General features: G+C 37.7%; 14 protein-coding genes, 1 tRNA gene and 1 pseudogene. 5 read left to right on the top strand and 11 right to left on the bottom strand.

Annotated elements, in window-relative coordinates:
- Positions 1-1413: ComEC/Rec2 family competence protein (locus tag ABIQ28_RS02475; RefSeq protein WP_348035166.1), on the top strand; the 1413-nt coding region annotated here is incomplete at its 5' end.
- A gap of 94 nt (positions 1414-1507) precedes the next feature.
- Here the strand turns inward: ABIQ28_RS02475 and ABIQ28_RS02470 are convergent.
- From ABIQ28_RS02470 to ABIQ28_RS02450, 5 genes are all read right to left on the bottom strand, one after another.
- Positions 1508-2056, bottom strand: a complete 549-nt coding sequence (locus ABIQ28_RS02470; RefSeq protein ID WP_348035165.1) for a thioredoxin fold domain-containing protein — start codon at positions 2054-2056, stop codon at positions 1508-1510.
- 87 nt (positions 2057-2143) lie between these two features.
- Positions 2144-3931: a peptide MFS transporter gene (locus ABIQ28_RS02465; RefSeq protein ID WP_348035164.1), complete on the bottom strand. Its 1788-nt coding sequence runs from the start codon at positions 3929-3931 to the stop codon at positions 2144-2146.
- Between the two features lie 38 nt (positions 3932-3969).
- Positions 3970-5568, bottom strand: a complete 1599-nt coding sequence (locus ABIQ28_RS02460; protein WP_348035163.1) for a peptide MFS transporter — start codon at positions 5566-5568, stop codon at positions 3970-3972.
- Between the two features lie 15 nt (positions 5569-5583).
- The gene (locus ABIQ28_RS02455; protein ID WP_348035162.1) at positions 5584-7164 is read right to left on the bottom strand and encodes a peptide MFS transporter; all 1581 of its coding nucleotides are present in this window, start codon (positions 7162-7164) and stop codon (positions 5584-5586) included.
- 11 nt (positions 7165-7175) lie between these two features.
- Positions 7176-9344: a S9 family peptidase gene (locus ABIQ28_RS02450; protein ID WP_348035161.1), complete on the bottom strand. Its 2169-nt coding sequence runs from the start codon at positions 9342-9344 to the stop codon at positions 7176-7178.
- Positions 9345-9490: 146 nt separating this feature from the next.
- Between ABIQ28_RS02450 and ABIQ28_RS02445 the strand changes: the two genes are divergently transcribed.
- Both ABIQ28_RS02445 and ABIQ28_RS02440 read left to right on the top strand, forming a co-directional pair.
- Complete coding sequence (locus ABIQ28_RS02445; RefSeq protein WP_348035160.1) at positions 9491-10819, top strand: hydroxymethylglutaryl-CoA reductase, degradative; 1329 nt, start codon at positions 9491-9493, stop codon at positions 10817-10819.
- A gap of 330 nt (positions 10820-11149) precedes the next feature.
- The gene (locus ABIQ28_RS02440) at positions 11150-12064 is read left to right on the top strand and encodes a GYDIA family GHMP kinase (RefSeq protein WP_348035159.1); all 915 of its coding nucleotides are present in this window, start codon (positions 11150-11152) and stop codon (positions 12062-12064) included.
- A 57-nt stretch (positions 12065-12121) separates the two neighbouring features.
- Here the strand turns inward: ABIQ28_RS02440 and ABIQ28_RS02435 are convergent, their stop codons facing one another.
- The 6 genes from ABIQ28_RS02435 to ABIQ28_RS02410 all read right to left on the bottom strand — a co-directional run bounded on the left by ABIQ28_RS02435 (position 12122) and on the right by ABIQ28_RS02410 (position 20471).
- Positions 12122-14269, bottom strand: a complete 2148-nt coding sequence (locus tag ABIQ28_RS02435) for a SurA N-terminal domain-containing protein (RefSeq protein WP_348035158.1) — start codon at positions 14267-14269, stop codon at positions 12122-12124.
- 611 nt (positions 14270-14880) lie between these two features.
- Positions 14881-16170 (bottom strand): hemolysin family protein, encoded by a 1290-nt coding sequence (locus tag ABIQ28_RS02430; protein WP_348035157.1) that lies wholly within the window; start codon positions 16168-16170, stop codon positions 14881-14883.
- Positions 16171-16467: 297 nt separating this feature from the next.
- The gene (gene lptC / locus ABIQ28_RS02425; protein WP_348035156.1) at positions 16468-17034 is read right to left on the bottom strand and encodes an LPS export ABC transporter periplasmic protein LptC; all 567 of its coding nucleotides are present in this window, start codon (positions 17032-17034) and stop codon (positions 16468-16470) included.
- Positions 17035-18417 carry a hypothetical protein gene (locus ABIQ28_RS02420; RefSeq protein WP_348035155.1) on the bottom strand — a complete coding sequence of 461 codons (1383 nt, stop codon included), beginning with the start codon at positions 18415-18417 and terminating at the stop codon, positions 17035-17037.
- 18 nt (positions 18418-18435) lie between these two features.
- Entirely contained in the window at positions 18436-19743 is a 1308-nt protein-coding gene (locus ABIQ28_RS02415) for a hypothetical protein (protein WP_348035154.1), read from the bottom strand.
- On the bottom strand, positions 19740-20471 hold the full coding sequence (locus ABIQ28_RS02410) for a type III pantothenate kinase (RefSeq protein WP_348035153.1): 732 nt from the start codon (positions 20469-20471) through the stop codon (positions 19740-19742). Before ABIQ28_RS02410 ends, ABIQ28_RS02415 begins: the two co-directional genes overlap by 4 nt.
- A 102-nt stretch (positions 20472-20573) precedes the next feature.
- Here ABIQ28_RS02410 and ABIQ28_RS02405 point away from each other — a divergent pair.
- Positions 20574-20649: transfer RNA gene (locus ABIQ28_RS02405), tRNA-Phe, on the top strand.
- A gap of 290 nt (positions 20650-20939) precedes the next feature.
- Positions 20940-21160: pseudogene (locus tag ABIQ28_RS02400) on the top strand (hypothetical protein); the annotation flags it as partial.

Below are 21160 nucleotides of genomic sequence, written 5' to 3'. Positions count from 1 at the left end.
CAATTGCGTACGCATATCAATTCGCAATTAAAACGCTACCACTTTAAACCTGATGAATTAGCCTTGATTAATGCGTTATTATTGGGGCAACGACAGGATATCAGCACTGACATCTACAACAGCTATTCCAAAGCAGGCGTCATTCATATTCTAGCAGTTTCCGGATTGCATGTTGGCATTGTATTATTGTTATTAAATTCCTTGTTCAAACCTTTAGAATATCTAAAGCGTGGAAAAACACTAAAAATCATATTGATTGTGATCATTTTATGGGGTTTTGCCATTGTCGCAGGATTGTCGGCCTCGGTTACCAGAGCGGTAACCATGTTCAGTATTGTGGCCATTGGCTTGAATTTAAAGCGGCCTTCCAATATTTTCAACACCTTGGCCATCTCCATGTTTTTCCTCCTGCTGTTCAAGCCCTTATTCCTGTTTGACGTGGGTTTTCAGATGAGCTATTTGGCCGTCATTGCTATTGTGACCTTGCAACCCCTTATGGTTAAATTATGGGCACCCAAATTAGAGCCTATTAATAAACTTTGGCAAATATTCACGGTTACCATGGCCGCACAAATTGGCGTCATGCCCATTAGTTTATTTTACTTCCATCAATTCCCAGGCTTATTCTTCGTGTCTAATCTGGTCATTATTCCTTTTTTAGGAATCATCTTGGGGATGGGGATTCTCGTCATTTTGATGGCATTACTGAATATCCTTCCGTTTTGGCTGGCCGATTTATATGGTGGCATGATCAGTATCATGAACAGTTTTGTAAGATGGGTTTCACTTCAAGAGAAATTTATATTGAGTGATATCCCATTTAGTGAGCTGCAAGTGCTTAGCGCATACCTTCTGATTATCTCACTCTCCTTTCTATATAAAAAGCAAAGTTTCAAAAGATTATCGATCGCTATGTTGTCGATATTAATGCTGCAATCCGTTTTAATTTTCGAAAAGCAAAAGCTTCAGACAGACGAATTGATCGTTTTCCACAAAAGTAGATTTAGCCTTATTGGTATAAAGGAGAATTCCGCTTTAACCGTTTTGCACAACCTTGACCGTGTCGCCATTGACAAAGATTATAGTCTCAGGAATTACAAAATCGGAAATTCGATTAATGACATTAATGAAGCCAGCTTAGAAAACATTTATTTATTTGACAATAAAAAACTCTTAATTATTGACAGTTTAGGGATTTACAACGTTCCTCAGTTAAATCCAGAATATTTGATTTTAAGAAATTCGCCACGCATAAATTTAGAACGTTTATTAGAATCCATTAAGCCAGAACTGATTATTGCAGATGGCAGCAACTATAAAAGTTATCTCCAACGCTGGGAAGCAACTTGCCTAAAACAAAAAATCCCTTTCCACTTGACCAGTAGGGAGGGCGCTTTTGTATTAAAAAAGTAATAATAGGATATTTTGTTTCCCGTTGATTTGGCAGATGTAATTATTAAATCACACATCTTAACAACTCACAACTAAACTACATTCAACGCAACAACTAATCTTTAAACTCAGGCTTAAACGCCGAATTATAAGCGTTAAAATCCTCTTGAGTTTTCATTTCTTTGTGCTTATCTTTTAGAAACATCTTAAGATATAATTCCAATTGCCGTGGCTCTTGATAGCCTCTTAAAGGAAAAATCATGTCACCGATTTCATCAAAAAACACGATCGTTGGATAAGCGTTTACTTGTAATGCATGAGTTAAATTATGAACGCTGTTTCTACGACTTGCCATTTCAGGTTTGTAGCCTTTGTTATCATAAACATTCCCTTTATAGTTGACTTTCTCGTTGCCTTCGGCATCAAATTTAACTGCATAATAGTTGTCATTTACATACTTGGCAACATCTGCATTTTGGAAGGTGTTTTTATCCAACATTTTACATGGACCGCACCAATTGGTATAAACATCCATCATGATTTTTTTAGGTTTTTTCTTTTGAAGCGCCAAGGCTTCTTCAAAAGTGACCCAATTTATCTTTTGGGCGATACTGGTCAATGACATTGAGAGCGTCAAAACCATTACGAATGCTAATTTTTTCATTTTAATAACTTTTTACAAATCTAAGTTGAAAGTACAAAAAATGCTCCAAAAGTGGAGCATTTCACGTTTATTTAACTAATTAAGAAATTATCGTACGCCGTGCATCAATTTTTTAAGAACAGGATTTAATACCATTGATACTAAACCAACTGCAATAGGAACAACGGCAAATATTAAAAAGAATATTCCTAATGAATATTGCTCTGATATTTTATCAATCATACCACCCATATTATTTGCCAATTTCTGACCAACTGCTATCGCCAAATACCAAACACCGAACATAAACCCAATCATACGCGCAGGTACTAACTTACTTAAATAAGACAATCCTAACGGCGATAAACAAAGCTCGCCCATCGTGTGGAACAAGTAGGCCAGAATTAAGAATATCATGCTTACCGATGCCGTTTTAGCTCCCGAAGGAATGTCTGAAGCGCCATAAGCCAAGATTCCAAATCCTAAACCTAATAACACTAATCCAATCGCATATTTCATAGCCGCACTCGGATTGTATTTACTTTCCCACCATTTCGAGAATATTGGTGCCAAAGTAATAATAAAGAACGAGTTTAAAATCCCGAACCAAGTGGCATCAACTTTTAATTCATCAGAAAATGATTTGTCATAGATACGGTATATTACTAATACCCATAAGCCAAGGAAGGCAATCGCCAACATGATGTTTGAAGCGCCAATTTTAGTAAAGGTCTTTTTGAAAATCAAGAAGATAACATAGGTAATGATGATTAACGGAATGGTCGTTAATAAGCCATCCACAATCTTAAATATAGTAGCCGTATTACCTACTAAGTCACGATTGGTATAATCACTCGCAAATAAGGTCATCGATCCCAGAGATTGTTCAAAGAAGGCAAAAAAGAACACCGTAAAAAGGGCGAAAATAGAAACGGCAATCAAACGATCCCTAACAATAGGAATATACCGTGAAATCCGCATGATTAACAAGGCTAAAAAGAGCACTAAAGCCAAAATGACGACAAAGTCTGTCCCACTATAACCGAGAACTTCAAAAGGCAACATTGAAGTGCCTCCAATAGTCTCTAAAGGATCATTGAACAAATACAAAAGTCCACCGACGGATGATAAGGCAATCAGAATTTTATCTAGTGTTGTAAAAGGATTCAACTTGGAGGCTGCCTCCATTTCTTCTTTGATCACATTTGGATCGTTAGCATCTTCGCCATCATGTAATAGCACTTCAATATTCTTTGAAGGCGCTGCACCGATCTTACCAAAAATTTGATGTGCCAATAAAAACTGAAGCATTCCTAATAACATAAAAATACCCGCAAGACCAAAACCATAAGCCCATCCGTAGTTTTCAGCTAAATAGCCACACAACATCATCCCGAAAAACGCTCCGGCGTTGACACCCATATAGAATATTGTATAAGCACCATCCTTTTTTGACTCTCTGGTTTTGTACATTTCAGAGATGATTGAGGTAATATTTGGCTTAAAGAAACCAGTTCCAAGCACTAATAAAGCCAAACCTAAGTAAAAGGAAAATGTAGTTTCAAGCGCCATCGCGGCATGACCAAGTGTCATAATGATACAGCCGATAACTACAGCAATACGGTAACCTGTAAACTTATCCGCAATCCATCCCCCAATAATCGGTGTTAAATATAAAAGAGAGGCATACGTACCGATTAATGAAAGGGCGTGTTCACGCGGCCAATCCCAACCTGGGTTATCACTCACTAAAGGTGCCGTTAAAAATAAAATAAGGAGGATACGCATTCCATAAAAAGAAAAACGTTCCCACATCTCGGTAAAAAACAAGATGAAAAGTCCTATGGGATGTCCAAGAACGGTGTCTTTAAATAGATTTTCAATATCAGTATTCATTAGGGGTAATATTTTATTTGTTTATATACTCAGTTAAATTATCGAACCTCTTGCATGAGTTTGCGAACTAAAGGCGAAATGACAATAAGAACAATCCCTGCAATTAATGCATAAATTGCCAATTGATAATAGCCATCTGTATAGGTAATCAGTTTTTCGTAGAGCGTATCATTTTCGCTGCCTTCCGACAAACCTGCACCAAGAATTCCAGCAACATATTGTCCGTAAGCACTGGCTAAAAACCAACTTCCCATCATCACACCTTGCATGCGAATTGGCGAAAGTTTAGTCATAATAGAAAGTCCGATAGGTGATAAACACAACTCTCCAAACGTAATCACAAGATAAGCCATGGCAAACACATCCAAACTCGCCACTCCAGAACCTACGACGGTTTCAAAAAATCGGGTCGCATAAAGTGTGTAAAAACCACCTGCTAGAAATATAAATCCTAGACCAAATTTAACAACCGTGTTGGGTTCAATTTTCTTTTTGGCTAAGGCCACCCAAAGTAAACCAACAAGAGGTGCAAAAATGATAACAAATACTGAGTTGGCGGCATTATTGACCCCATTGGGATCTAATACAACACTTCCCATAACCGTATCGCTAAGGTTTTGCGCTGCAAAAATACTTAAGGATCCTCCACTTTGTTCAAAAAAAGCCCAGAAGATGATTGAGAAAAATATAAAAATAAGAGCCGCTACCAGTTTTTTGACTTCCGACCAGGTATGCTTGGTCATTTCATAAATCAAATACACCAAGGTTGCTGGCCCAATGATATACATAAACCAATCGGTATATTCTGTTTTAGCCACCATGGTCATGATGATAGGAATTACTAAAAGCGTCCCTGCATAAACGGCATATTCATACCATTTTTTCCCAGAAGCCTTTGTTTCAACCGTGTTACCATCTTGATCGATCATGGTTTTCGCTTTAAAGGGCGATAACCCAATGGTTCCTAATCCTTTTTGAGTAAAGATAAAGGTCACTAAACTGATGGTCATCGCAACTGCTGCAAGTCCGAAAGCTAAATTCCAACGGTATGCCTCAGGAACAAAACTGCTAAAAAGCTGCCCTTTTCCGATCGCAATACAGCCATAGCCACCCAATAAAGCACCAATATTAATACCTGAATAAAACATTGAAAACCCAGCATCTCTTCGGCTATCGTTGGACTTGTATAAGGAGCCGACCATAGTAGAAATATTAGGTTTAAAGAAACCTGTTCCTACAATGGTAAAACTGATTCCTAAAAAGAAATTATGCTCCGGAAATGGATCGAATGCCAGAATCAAACTTCCGACAATCATCATAATGCCACCCCAAAACAAAGATTTTCTAAACCCTAAAATTTTATCTGCAAATAATCCTCCAATAAATGTAAACGCATACACGAAGGCTTGGGTAGCGCCATACTGCAAATTGGCTTGACCGGCTCCCATGTGTGCTCCATTTTCGAGCACCAAATGAGTGACCATAAAATAAGTCAATACTCCACGCATTCCATAAAAACAGAAACGTTCCCACATTTCTGAGAAAAACAACCCCCAAAGTTGTTTAGGGTACTTTCCTGAAAAGTTTTGAATTCTCTCTAATTCAGGATCGATCAATACGCGGTTAGTTGCATTCATATAGGTTAGATAAAATTAATGAATTCCGTGCATCATTTTCTTTAAGATAGGCGAGATCAAAATCAACACTAATCCTGCAGCAGCTGGCATGACAGCAAATATTCCAAAGAAATAAGACAGAGAATGTTCCTCGGCAATTCGATCGATCAATCCGCCACCAAATCCGGCTAAACCATTGGCGATTCCCGATGCCATAAACCAAGCACCAAAAATCAAGCCTACGAACTTTTTAGGCGATAACTTACTGACATATGAAAGACCAACGGGCGACAAACATAACTCTCCAGTTGTATGGAAGAAATAAGCCGCAATTAACCAAATCATGCTTACCGAAGCTGTTTGTGCACCTTGAGGAATATCTTTAGCACCGAAAGCCAGTACAGCAAATCCGACACCCACCAAGATAAGACCTAAGGCAAATTTAATAGGACCTGCTGGATTCCATACTTTTTCCCACATCTTACTAAAAGCCGAAGCCAAAGTAATAATGAAAAAGGAGTTTAGAATCTGAAACCAAGACGCTGTAACCTCTGTTTCAACAGCATTGAATTCACGACCAATTTTCCAAAGACCCAGTCCCCAAACAATTAAAAACGAAATGGCAGTAAAAATAATTGTAGTCGGATATTTGGAATAAATCTTCTTCCCTAATGACCACAAAACGTATGTTACAATAACCAATGGGAATAAGGTTAACAAAGTATCCACCCACATAAAAATAGTTCCAGCATTCCCTGGAAGAATACGCTGGGTATAATCAAGAGCAAAAATACTCATCGACCCTCCTGCCTGTTCGAAAGAAAGGAAGAAAAATATACTAAAAAACATCAATACAACCACTACGATCAAACGATCTCTGACCACATTTGTAGGTAGTTGCTCATCTTCTTCCTCAACCCCTTTTTTAACTGATTCCTTATGTTCTTTTGGAGATTCTCCAACGATTCCAAATAACTTGCCTGCAAAATAAAATTGCAGTCCTCCGAACATCATGAATACTCCAGCTAAACCGAAACCATAATGCCATCCTACTTTTTCTCCGATATAACCACACAACAACATTCCTAAAAATGCTCCAGCGTTAATACCCATATAGAAAATGGTGTATCCTCCATCTTTCTTAGTGCTGTTATCTGGATATAATTGACCTACCATAGAGGAAATATTCGGCTTAAACATACCGTTTCCTAGAATCATTAAGCCCAATCCAATGTAGAAGAAATTAGCGTTTACCATTTCGAGAGCCATTGAGGCATGTCCCAGAGTCATAATTATCGCACCCAAAATAATGGCCTTTCTAAACCCTGTAAATCTATCGGCGATGATCCCTCCTAATAAAGGGGTAAAATAGACCAACATGGTATACAATCCAAATAGATTCATGGCTTCCGAACGAGACCATTCCCATCCCCCATCAGCCACTTGACTGACTAAAAATATAACCAGCAATGCTCGCATGCCATAATAACTGAAGCGCTCCCACATCTCTGTAAAAAATAACACAAACAATCCTGCCGGATGTCCCATTACCATTTTGTCGTCAATACCTTGTTTTGCGAGATGCGCGATTAATCCTTGATCATGTTCTTGGCTCATAAATTCTGTTTTTATAGGTTTTCTTTAATATAGTTAGTCATTTTGGTATATAAGTGCAGTCTGGTTTTGCCGCCATAGATACCGTGGTTTTTATCAGGGTAAATCATCCATTCAAATTGCTTATTGGCTTGCACTAAGGCTTCAACCATAAGCATCGTGTTCTGGACATGCACGTTATCATCTGAAGTTCCATGAATGAGCAAAAAATTACCCTTTAATTTGTCGACATGGAAAATTGGAGAGTTTTCGTCATATCCCGATGGGTTTTCCTGAGGTGTGGTCATATAACGCTCGGTATAAATAGTGTCGTAAAAACGCCAGCTTGTCACAGGCGCCACAGCAATGGCCATTTTAAAAACGTCATTGCCTTTAAATAAGGCGTTACTACTCATAAACCCACCGTAACTCCAGCCCCAAATGCCAATTCTGCTTTTATCAATATAGTTTCTTGCGCCTAACTCCTTCGCCGCTTGAATCTGATCTTCCACTTCATATTTGCCCAATTCATTTTGGGTGACTTTTTTGAACTCAGCGCCTTTAAATCCAGTCCCTCTACCATCTACACAGGCCACAATATAACCTTGTTGCGCTAAGTAGTAAAACCAATAATCATTAGCATTGTTCCAAGTGTTACTCACGGATTGAGATCCTGGTCCTGAATATTGCGTCATAAACAAAGGATAGCTTTTTGATGGATCAAAATTGGCCGGTTTAATCATCCACATGTTCAAATCGTTGCCATTAACCGCAATGGTGCTGAACTCCTTGGTTGGTAGATGGTAAGCTTGCAGCGCTTTCTCCAAAGCAATATTGTCTTTTATAACTTTAACGAGTTTCCCGTCTTTTGCGGTATGAAGTGTATATTCCGGAGCTGTAGTAGCGCTTGAGAATGTATTAATAAAGTACGTGAAATCAGCACTAAAATCGGCTGAGTTCGTCCCTGTTTTTTGGGTCAAGCGTTTTTTGTTCTTGCCATTTATATTGATAGCATAAACATCTCTATTGATCGATCCGTTTTCCACAGATTGATAAAAAACAATGTTGTTTTTCTCGTCAAAGCCATAATAGTTGGTTACCTCCCAAGGTCCTTTGGTCACTTGATTAATTAATTTACCATCTTTTGAATAATGATAAATATGATTGTAACCGTCCTTTTCAGAGGTCCAGATGAAACTATTATCCTTTAAAAAAGTCAAGTTATCAGTCACATCAACATAGGCCTTATCTTTCTCAGCCAACACCAATTTTGAACTCATGTTGCTGGCGTTAATCATCCATAAATCGAGCTCATTTTGATGTCTGTTGGTATACTGTGCACTAAGGATGTTAGCATCATTAGTCCATTTGATCCGTGGGATATAAAAATCAGAATACGATTTTGACACTTTTACATCGTTAAGCTTTTTAGATTTCAAGTCATAAATATGCAGGGATACGATGGCATTAGCTTCGCCAGCTTTCGGATATTTAAAAACCGTTTGCGTCGGATACAATCCTTGATCATAAACATCCATAGAAAACTCAGGCACCAAGGTTTCATCGAAACGAATAAATGCTAGATGCGTGCCATCAGCATTCCATTCAAACGCGCGTACAAAGGCAAATTCCTCTTCGTACACCCAATCTGTAATACCGTTGATGATTTTATTTTTCTCTCCATCAAAGGTTATTTGCGTGGTTTGGTTGCTTTCAAGATCTTTTATAAACAGATTATTTTGGAGTCCATAAGCCACTTTTTTTCCATCAGGAGATAAGGTTGGCTCTTGTATTTTTTCATCAGAAATTTTAACCAACGATTTGATTTTGGTATCATAAACATAGTACACGCCTAAAGTAGAACGACGGAAGATAGGTTCCACTTCCGTTGCCAAAATGATTTTACTTTCGTCTTTACTAAAGGTATAATCAGAAAAGTTGGCCATACCTTTCAAGTCAGATGAACTTACTAAAGTTTCAACTTTTGACAAGGTTTTATAATCGTAAACATCGATGGCTGTCGAACCGTTTTCAGAGTTAAGTACAGAGTACTGTTTGCCATTATTCATGGAATGCAAAGACTGCATTCCTTCGGTTCTAAAGGTGCCATTCCAGATGGCATCAAGGGTAATTTCCTTATTTTGTGCTGAACTTAAAGCGGTTACCAAGAAACAGATAAACAAGGAACTTTTCAAATACTTCATTAGGGATTTTATTTTTTTTAAAACGCTGTCAAGTTTACTAAAAATAATGCAAAAACACTAACCTTTAAAGTTAAAACGTAATGCCAGCATTTGTATCGGCATAATTAAACGAAGTATAGTATCTTTGTTTTTCTAAACAATTGCTCATGATCAAACCCATAAAAGGCTTTTCCAAATTATCAAAATCAGAAAAAATTGAATGGATTACGGCCACCTATTTTAATGACGCCAAAACCGCAAAACAAGCCATTCAACAATATTGGAACACCGATCGGAAACTACAACAGTTGCATGATGAGTTTATTGAAAACACCATTACCAACTATTACCTTCCGTTTGGCGTAGCGCCCAATTTCCTCATCAATGGGAAACTCTATACCATACCAATGGCCATTGAAGAAAGTTCAGTAGTGGCTGCCGCAAGTAAGGCAGCAAAGTTTTGGTTGGATCGTGGCGGATTTAAAACGAAGGTTATTTCAACTACAAAAATCGGACAAGTCCATTTTATGTACCATGGCAGCTTTAGTAAACTTCAAGCCTTTTTTAAAACTGTAAAGCCGAAACTTATTGAAGACACCAAGCACATCACCAAAAGCATGGAAAAACGTGGTGGTGGCATTTTAGATATTGAGCTAAGGAATAAAACTGAAGATTTAAAAGACTATTACCAGCTTCATGCCACTTTTGAAACCTTGGATGCCATGGGCGCCAACTTCATCAACTCGTGTTTGGAACAATTTGCGAAAACATTTAAAATGGAGGCACTTCATTTTGAAGAATTTTCAGAAGCCGAAAGTCATATTCAAATCGTGATGAGCATCTTGTCCAATTATGTTCCCAACTGTTTGGTAAGAGCTGAGGTTTCATGTCCGGTTGAGGATTTGAATGAAAATAAAACTTTATCTTCAGAAGAATTTGCCCATAAATTTGTGCAAGCGGTGAAGATTGCTGAAATAGAACCTTACCGCGCCGTTACCCACAACAAAGGCATTATGAATGGCATTGATGCCGTTGTATTGGCTACAGGAAACGACTTCAGAGCGATTGAAGCCGGAGCCCATGCGTACGCCTCCAGAAATGGAAGATACAGCAGTCTCTCTCATGCCGAAATAAAAGATGGCATATTCACATTTTGGCTAGAAATCCCATTGGCGCTTGGCACCGTTGGCGGACTGACCAACTTACACCCCTTGGTAAAAGTTGCTTTAGAAATGTTACACCAACCGGATGCCAAAGAATTAATGCAAATTGTAGCTGCCGCTGGATTAGCGCAAAACTTTGCTGCTTTGCGCTCGTTGACCACCACAGGTATTCAAGAAGGCCATATGAAAATGCATTTGATGAATATGCTCAATCAACTCCACGCCACCAAGGATGAAAAGAAGAAAATGGTAGCGTATTTTAAGCACAACACCGTCACGCATAATGCAGTTGAAAAGGCTTTGATCTCAATTAGAATGTTGGCGGACGAATAGGTAGAGGACGGATGACCGATGACGGATGACCGATGACGGATGACCGATGACGGATGACCGAAGACGGATGACAGAGGACGGATGACCGAAGACGGATGACAGAGGACGGATGACCGATGACGGATGACCGAAGACGGATGACCGAAGACGGATGACTGAAGACGGATGACTGAAGACGGATGACCGAAGACGGATGACCGAAGACGGATGACAGAGGACGGATGACCGAAGACGGATGACAGAGGACGGATGACCGATGACGGATGACAGAGGACGGATGACCGAAGACGGATGACTGAAAACTGAAAACTATAAAACATACCCAACCAATTGACACTTCAAAAATTCTATAGCAACGGAAAATTACTCATTACAGGAGAATATCTCGTTTTAGATGGCGCACTTGCATTAGCCATTCCTACTAAATTTGGGCAATCCCTGTCAGTGGAGTCCTTTGAAAAAGGGCAATTAAAATGGGAAAGTTTTGATCAAGACGATAAATTATGGTTTGAAGCTAATCTTTCCATAAGCGATGGATTTCAAGTTTTGGATGATCTGGATGACCCTATTATTAATCGATTGTTAGAAATCCTCGGTGCTGCAAAAAGACAGAATGCCTCATTCTTAGATCAAGAAATAGGTTTCAAAATAAAGACCCATTTGGATTTCCCGCGAAATTGGGGCCTTGGCACGTCATCTACTTTAATAAATAATATAGCACAATGGGCAAATATTGATCCGTATATATTATTAGCAGACACTTTTGGTGGAAGTGGTTATGACATCGCCTGTGCAAGTCATAACAAACCAATAACCTATCAACTTGATAAAACCGGTCGAACCATTGTCGAATGCGATTTTGATCCGGAGTTTAAAGACCAGCTCTATTTTGTGTTTCTCAATAAAAAGCAGAACAGTAGAGACGGCATTGCCACTTACAAAAAGAATAAGCGCAACAGTAACTTGGCGCTTTCTGAAGTTAATGCCATTACCAATGAAATGATAAGTTGTACGAGTTTAGAGAGCTTTCAATCTTTAATAAATAGCCATGAAAGAATTATAGCCGACATTATTAAGCAGACACCTGTCAAGGAACTGCTTTTTAAAGATTTTAAGGGCAGCATCAAAAGTCTTGGGGCTTGGGGAGGTGATTTTATTTTGGTGGCATCTGAAGGAAACCCACAACACTATTTTAAAGACAAAGGATTTGAGACGACCATCGCCTATCGCGATATGATATTATAAAAAAAGAGGTCTTAAAAATTTAAGACCTCTTTTTTATTTAGTATAGCTTATGTTTCACTAGTAAAACGTAGCTCTATTGTCGTCAATAACTGCCGCATCTTTTAAAGCTTCGTATGCTTGTGATGGTGCTGCATTTATTTTCATCATGTTTAATCTGTTAACAATAGCGGTGTAATTATCAAGTTTAGGCGCTTCGGTTTTCTTAGTAACCTCTACCATAAACACACCTTTATTACCATCAATTAATTTAGAAGTTTGACCTTCTTTCAATCCAAATGCTGTTCCTACTACTTTAGGCTCTAAACCTGCGCCAGAAAGTGTTGGATTTTTCATATTGACTGCACTTGCAGTGGATACCGAAACATTTTGACTTTGAGCAACGGCTTCCACAGTTGAAGCAGAAATTTTCTCACGAATCATTTTTGCTTTTTTCTCTTTTCTAATCTCAGGAATCACAGTTGCTGAGGCCGCTTCTGGAGTCATTAATCCTTTTTTATTGATACTTGAAACCTGAACAACAGCATAACCTACTCCAGGGATTGAAAAGCGTTTGAAATCTCCAACTTTCGTGCCTTTTTCAAAAGCCCAACGTACAATAGATCTTTGAGCACCTAATCCTGGGATGTTTTCATCAAGTTCTTTGATATTATTTACCGGCTTAACTTGTGCATCGTTTTCTTTCGCTACATCTTGGAAATCTTTATTCTGTAATGCAATTTCAAACTTTGAAGTTTTGTTGAAAACATCATCAATCGTGTTTTCAGAAGGCTCAATTCTTTGGGCAAGTGTTGCAACTTTAATCATACGCGTTTTAGCTTTTTGATCTAAGATTTCAACAACGTGAAAACCAAAGTCAGTTTTCACAACACCGATATCACCTTTATTGTTTTCAAACGTATAATCTCTAAATTCAGGTACCATAGAATTGTAGGTGTACCAATCTAAAACACCTTCTTTTTCATTACTTACTTTATCGATAGAAAAATCTAATAAGTCAGCAAATTTCGAACGGTTACCTTTAATGACATTCATCAAACTATCAGCAGTAGCTTTAGCTTGCGATTCTGTTTGCGTTGTCGTTTCGTCAGATGCACGTGAACCTACAAAAGGAATTAGTAAATGTCTTGACTTTACAGAATCTGGCATGAATTTCTCTTCAACCACTTTAGTGATTTTGTACATCCCATTGTCTTTGTATGGTCCATAATACTGACCAACACTTAGTTTGAAAATACTATCCTGTGCCACATCTGGTAAACTTGATTTAGTCACATAAGTATTCGTGTATTTTACATCAGAGTTTGCGTTGATAAAGCCTTCAATGTCTTTAGTCGCTTTTAATCCAACAATAGTATCATTCAATTTTGACACTTCATTGTATTCTACTCTAGTGTCCAACATTGCCGCTACGTTCGCTTTTACAGCGTTTTCATCTTCCAGTGATGCAGATTCGGTAAATTGTACAAAGTTGATATCTCTTGAAGCCTCAACTTCAAATCTCTTTTTGTGTTTGCTGATATAATCTGAAATCTCAGATTTTGATACTTTAATCAAGCTGTCTGATATTGAAGTGTAAGGTACATTTACAAATTTCACATCTACATTAGCGCTTTCAGCTTCGTATTCTACTTTTGCTTCAGCAAGCGTTGCACCAACACCAGCTTTGATCATGTTAAAATAAGTTTGCTCCTGCGCTCCAATCGCAATTGAAGCTTCATTATTAACCCACTCGAAATAATTGATTTGGAAGTTACCTAGTGGCGCTCTTTCAGGAGCAATGGCTTTTAAATTGGCGATAAACTCATTCAATTTATTTTCATCGAACATGCCAACTTCATTGGTAAATTCAGGAAAGTCTGAAAAGTTATTTCTCAAAAGGTTTCTCATTTGATCTTTTTCAACCGTAAGACCCAAACCTTCAATTTGTTCTTCCATTACAACACGTCTGACCTCTTGATCCCAAACTCTATTCATAGTTTGTGTGGTACTGGCACCAGGCCCCAATTGACGTTGCATATTTTCAACGCGGTTCATAAACTCTTCACGCTTAATTTCGTTGCCATTAATAGTCGCTATAGTGTCTTGTGAACTACCAAAAGCACTACCGTTTTGGAACAAGTCAGAAAGCACAAAAGCAAATAACGCCAATGCGATAATTGCGATAAGGAAAATAGAACGTTGCCTAATTTTATTTAAAACTGCCATTTTATTGTATATGTTAGAAAATATAAGTGCGCGAAAATACCAATTTCTATCAAATAATAAAAGTAGAACTCTATTTTATTAAATTAATATTGAATTGTTTGCTGTTTGCACTGTTTTTAGGGGAAAAAGATTGAAGATTGGAGATTGGAGATTATTGATTGTTGATTGGCGATTTTTGAATTTTGACGGAAGACGGATGACGGATGTACACGTTGATAACAGATAATCGATAAGGCTAAAAATATCGCCTTCCCCTTTAGAAATTTAAGGCTGACAATGAAAACAGCCAAAAAATAGCAATTGGCCTTTAAACACCGAATGCTCTCCCTTTAAATGCTTTTGCGCGGGTGGAAAGACTGCTGACTGCGAGCTGAACACTGAAGACTTAAGACTGCCCGCCCGAAGCTTTAGCGGAGGCGGGAAGACCGAGGACTGTAGATTGGCAGATTTTGATTTATGACAGAAGACGGATGTTTCCAATTGCAGACCAGACATTCGAAGTTAAAAAAGAAGATTCCTGATTTTTAAATAAGAATGATTGCCCAATGAATACTGAATACTGAATACTGCCGACTGAAGACTGAAGACTGAAGACTGAAGACTAAAAAAACCTAATCCTCATCAAGGACCTTGAGCGACACCAAATTAATCTTAGTAGTGGAGACATCCAAAATGGTAAAAAGATAATGCCCAATTTGAACTTGATCATTGACATGTGGAATTTCTTCGGTTTCATCAACGATCAATCCTCCTAAAGTCTCATAATTCTCACAATCTGGGAGATCCAACTTGTAGACTTCATTAATATAATCAACTTCCAATCGCGCGGAAAACTTATAATTGTAGTCATCTATTTTCTCTTCGATCAATTCAATAGTATCGTGCTCATCTTCAATCTCTCCAAACAGCTCTTCAATAATATCTTCAACAGTTATAATCCCCGAAGTCCCGCCGTGTTCATCAATAACCACAGAAATACTTTTTCGTTTTTTGGTCAACACATTCAACACATCCTTGATCAACATGGTTTCGGGAACAAACTCCACACCCATGACTATAGATTTAATATCCTTCGGTTTTTTGAACAATTCAAAAGAGTGCACATAACCTACAATTTCATCTACGGAATCTTTATAGACCAAAATCTTGGACAATCCGGAAGAAGTGAACAAAGCATTCAAATTTTTAATAGAATCACTAATGTCCACCGCAATAATTTCAGTTCGCGGCAACATGACTTCTCTTGCTTTTACGTCTGAAAAATCAAGGGCATTCTGGAATATCTGTATCTCGCTATCCACTTCATCATGTTCTTCAACCGATTCCATTTGCTCACTGATATAATTGCCCAACTCCACTTTCGTCATTACCAATTGCACATCTTCTCCTCCGGTTTTGAAAAAACGTTTCAAAATCATATTTGAAATCCAAATGATAAAATCCGAAACCCAAGAAAACAATCCGTAGAAAAAATAAGCAGGCACTGCCAATATTTTAAGGAGTGAATTGGCATAAATCTGAAAAAAGACTTTCGGTAAAAACTCCGCAGTAATCAAAATAAGTAAGGTTGACAAAACAGTTTGAGTCAACAAACTCAAATCGGTCAACAAATAATTCAAAAAACCATAGTCGGTTGGCACCATGGATGCAAACCATTGCACCAGTTTTTGCCCCATTAAAAACCCATAAACCACTAATGCGATATTGTTTCCAATAAGCATGGTCGCAATAAATTTAGAGGGTTTAGCCGTAAGCTTTGTAAGGGTTTTTGCTAGAAAATCATTTTGCTTTTTTGCTATTTCTATATGGATCTTATTGGAAGATACATAGGCAATTTCCATACCTGAAAAAAAAGCAGATAAAATAAGGGACAGAATAATGATAAGTGCATTACCGTCCATAAATTATTGGTTGTTTTTCATTTTTCTTCTGAAAAACTTTTTGAAAAAATACATTCCTACTGCTAAGAGCGCAAATACTAGAAGCATAATTGCTTTGCCATTATCTTCATTCCACCATCTTACTGACTCGTAAATAAAAAAGACAGCGATGAATAAATAAGCGTACTGAATAACTTTTTGAACCGTTTGCATGGGTAATTTTAATTTAGCTACAAAGATAACCAATTATTTATCTGAACGTAAAATTTAAAAAATTGATTTGCGATGGATCTTGCTAGTTATAGATCAAAAAGAAGTCTATAAAGACGAATCATCATCTAAATAAACCGTACTGGTGACCTCGCTGATGCCGTAACTTGTAAAATCACGATTAGAGTCGAAGGCATTTCCGGTAACTATTTTGGTAGGAGACACGTATTTTATGGGCTTGTTGGAGAATACCCAATCGCGCTTTTGATCATAAAACAGTTGTTCTGCAAAAATACTGTCTTTGGTTTCTGTTGTAATCCGAACATTGCCTCTTAAATCAATTAAATCGGTATTGTTATAGACAACACCATAATCAGCAACGATGGTGCTTTTTTTATCGTTTTCATCAAAAAGGTAAAGCGTGACCCCTTCTGGAAATTCGTTATACGAAAAGTCTCTATTTGAAAAATCTAACATTTTAGGACTGATCAGATTTGCTTTAAGACGTCCGGAATCCGTGTATTTCAGATTCATATCCTTAGCAATACCAATAGGTTCATTTTGCAGGACACCTATTTGCTGCACCTCCTTAAAGTTGTTTTTACATGAAAAAAACATAGTCACAGCAAACGCTGTGACTATGTTTAATAAACTATATGATGTTTTTCGTTTCATTTATATTTTCGGAACGGTCACACTTAAACCAATCCAACATCCAATTTTTATGACTTCGCCACCATTACCTTTAGAGAATATTTCTGCTCTGGTAGGTGCTGAACCTTCATAATTTGCAGCTACACCGTCAGCATACGATTTTAAGTTACCATCAACTCTTCCTGCTTTTCTTGCTTCGGCAGCAGCTAACCAGAATACGGCTCTTTTGCTAAAGTGATCATCTCCACAGCTGTTTGCGCTCGCCGCATACATTTGAGCAATTTCAATGTGCGCTCTACCATTAGATGGATTCAACTCCAAAGACTTTTGGAAATAATTTCTCGCCGCACCTAAATTACCTTGTTTTCTTAAACTTTTACCAAATCGCATCGCCAAAGCTGCTTTTTTCAATGGGTTTTTTTCAAGATCATAAGATTGATCCAAATATGGTTTAGCTTCTCTTTCTTTTCCTTGTTTCATCAACAAATTGTAAACAAAGTATTTTGTATCTGCAGATGGCGCAGAAGCATCATAAGCTTTTACCAAATCAACATATAAAGGATCGTCCGTACATTCTTTGCTAAACATTCTGTTTACAGCACGTTTCAACCATACAGAATCATCTTTATACTTATCAAAATCTCTTTTGTATAATGGAATCAACACTTCACAATTGGCCAGTATACCCAATTTGCTGTCAATACTTCCTGAGATCTTCTCATAGTTATCCAAATAGCTCTCGTACTGTTTCTTGTATTGTGCAGTTTTAGCATCCAAGGTTTCGCCAGCTTCTTCTTTTTCAACAAGTGGATTCAACATTTGAGTGTAGTTGTCAACTTCCTGTCCAATTTTATCGATGACATCATCATACTTATTAAAGACATCTTGAACTTCTACTTCCTTAGCTTCAAACATATCAACGATGGTAGAGAAATAAACATACAAGCCTTTTGGATTTGTAAAACTTTCAGGAGATTTTTTGTAGAGCTCATCAAAGGCATCATATACCTGCTTGTTGCCATAGCCTAAAGCCTCTCTGTAATCATATTTCAACATCGCTTTATCTTGAAGATTGCCGCCTGCTGTATATTTGTCGGGAAAATTTGCAAGACCTTCGTCCCAAAGTTTCATCAAATCATTGATGAATGCCACTTTCTCGGCTCCGGTTGCTTTTTCAATTTTGTCCTTTAGTATTCTATCGCCGTAGGCATAAGTTGCATAACTGTATTTAGGACAATTATTACGCACTTTCATGAAAGGCTCATAAGCCTCATCAAACCTTTTGCTTTTAGCATAATCGCTCATTAAAGTTATGTTGATCATGCATTCTTCATCCTGTTGGGCAAAACCCACATTGAAACTCAAGAATAAAGCAAGTAATATTAAAGTAACCCGTGTTTTCATGTTGTTAAATTTATCCTGTTAGTTATATTTTCTTTTTAAGAACCATCTATCGTTTAAAGATAAACTAATTTGCAAATTCATAAAATTCTCCTGAATTAAATTTGCTTTAGTTGTCCCTTTCTTTCCGAACTCAAACCCAATATTGGCATTTGAGAAGAAGTCTGTCCCTACTGGTAACCCCACTCCAAAAGATATGCCAAACTCATTTATGGCCTCATTATTTATCTCCAGCCCTGTGTGTTCGAAACGCATACCTGCTCGGTAAACAATTCGTTTTAAGTAACTTGAGTATGAATTATAATCTGGGATAAAATATCCACCAATTGCAACTGCAGAAGCATCTACATATTTCGCATTTCCAATGGTAAAGATTGGATTGCCAAATTCGCTCGTTTTTTGTAAAGAATATTCAGCGCCAGCGAACCATTTTTGCGGCTTACCAATACCTGCACCAAATGAGAACATCGTTGGCAAAGTCAAATCTGTAGTTTTTAAATTGTCGCTTTCCAAATCAGCTTCAATCGTACTTATTACGACTTCCTGATTTACTGCCGGATCGGCAACTACCGAAGAGAATGCACGTTTGTTTTCTGATTTAATCGTGCTTTTCGGCATATAAGTCAAGCCTGTGGTGAGCTCTAGCTTACTAGTAATCATCGTCCTATAGCTCAACCCGAAGTTTAGATTGATACCACTTAAATCAGAACGATTATTCTCAAGCGTATGGTATTGCAAGGGCTGACCATCTTGATACCTGAATTGAAGTGCACTATTTTGGATGTTTCCAAAGTTATAACTCGCATCGACACCTATGCTCAAATTAGTGATAATTTCATACCCTAATCCCACAAAAGCTTTGTTAAGTCCACCATCGCCTTTATAGCGTTGATCAACCTCACCAGCAGCATTTAAATTCTCTAACCGATAGCCCACTGAAGTATATGGAACGAGCCCGAACCCTAGTCCGAATTTCCCCATTGGAACAGAAAGTGCCAAATAATCAAATGTAGTTGAGTTAGCGTTTTGACTACCACCATCTGATTTAAGGCTTAAATTACTTGAGCTTCCGCCAACCGTAAATACAACCGGCCTACTTTCATTATTCCAAATCTTAAGATTATTCCCAGCATAACCAGCAGGATTGCTGAAGTTGACGTGGATACTATCCGTAAAGACACTCAAGCCTCCCATGCTTCTGTTTTCCGCTGTTCCTTTGAATTTTAAATTTCCAATGCCGTAAAATGAATAAGGAGATGCTGTGCCGTCTTGTGCTTGCGCTTGAATTGCAAAAACGGTGATGAAAACTATTACAAGTTTTTTTATCATGAGTGTGTATTATATTCTAAAATAAAGTTTAATCCCTCCAAAAGAAAATTCGAGTTGGCAAATATGCTATTTTTTAATTGCTTTGACAAGAAATTGGCATCGCCTCCTGTTAAAATAACTGTTAAATCTGAATATTTGTCTTTATATTCATTAATGACCCCATCAATTTCTTTGATTACCCCATACATAACACCCGAGTGAATTGCCTCTGAAGTACGGTCTCCAATGATGTTTTTTGGCATCTCGGAATCTAATAACGGAAGATTTGCAGTGAAATCATGTAAACTCTTATAACGCAATCTTATTCCTGGAGAAATAGCACCGCCTAAATAATCGTTTTGATCGGTTATAAAATCGTAAGTAATGCAACTGCCGGCATCAATGATCAATACATTGCGGTTTGGATACTGTTTAACTGCGCCCGCTACAAGTGCCATCCGATCCACGCCCAAAGTATTTGGTGTGGCATAGCAATTATGAAACGGAAATTTCAAACTTGCATCCAAAATAAGCGTTTTATGCTTCTTTTGGAGGTCAATAATGACCTGTTTTGGCAATCTTCCCACCGAAGCGAGCATGCATTTATCGATTTTTGGATAATTTTTGAAAATTTTTTTAACGGCATTTTCAAACGCAGAAACCTCGACCACCATTTTTTCTAAGAGTTTATCTTCCTGAAAAACAGCAATCTTCAACAGCGTATTCCCTACATCTATAATTAAATTCATATCGAAACTTAAAGCTGCAAAATTACAAAAGCAATTTTTATATCTTTTATTTTTGCGAATATTAAAAATGCTTCTATATTTGCATCCTCGTTTAAAGCGACTGGTGCCTTAGCTCAGTTGGTAGAGCAAAGGACTGAAAATCCTTGTGTCCCTGGTTCGATTCCTGGAGGCACCACCAGAAAAAACCCGAACTTATGTTCGGGTTTTTTGGTTTTTAATACTTTTGGTTTTTGGGGATTTTTAAAAATGCTCATAGTTTCTCCTAAAACCCATCACCACTCGAGACTCATAACCATCTCACAGAAAGCTAATTGTAAAAACATAAAGATAAATACTATATATTGCCTATAAATAAAAACGCATCGAAAGGGACTCCAAAGGGAAAGGGAAAAACGGGGAAAGACGCAATGCATTGCGTCTCAACGGCGTCTCAACAGCGTCTCAACAGCGTCTCAACGGCCTCTCAATATGGATAAATACAAAAGCAAATATCGCATAGCATCCACCCGTCTCCAAACTTGGGATTATGGCTCGAAAGCATCCTATTTTGTGACCATAAACACAAAAAATAGACTTCACTATTTCGGTAATGTATGTGATGCTAAAATGGAATTATCCAAAATAGGCAGAATTGCAGAAACCGAATGGTTAAAAACATTTGAAATGCGACCTGATATGAATTTACTAAT

This window comes from Gelidibacter sp., from assembly GCF_039916245.1.
GTDB lineage: Bacteria > Bacteroidota > Bacteroidia > Flavobacteriales > Flavobacteriaceae > Gelidibacter.
The sequence above is the reverse complement of the archived record's forward strand: the minus strand, read 5'-3'. Positions and strand labels throughout refer to the sequence as shown.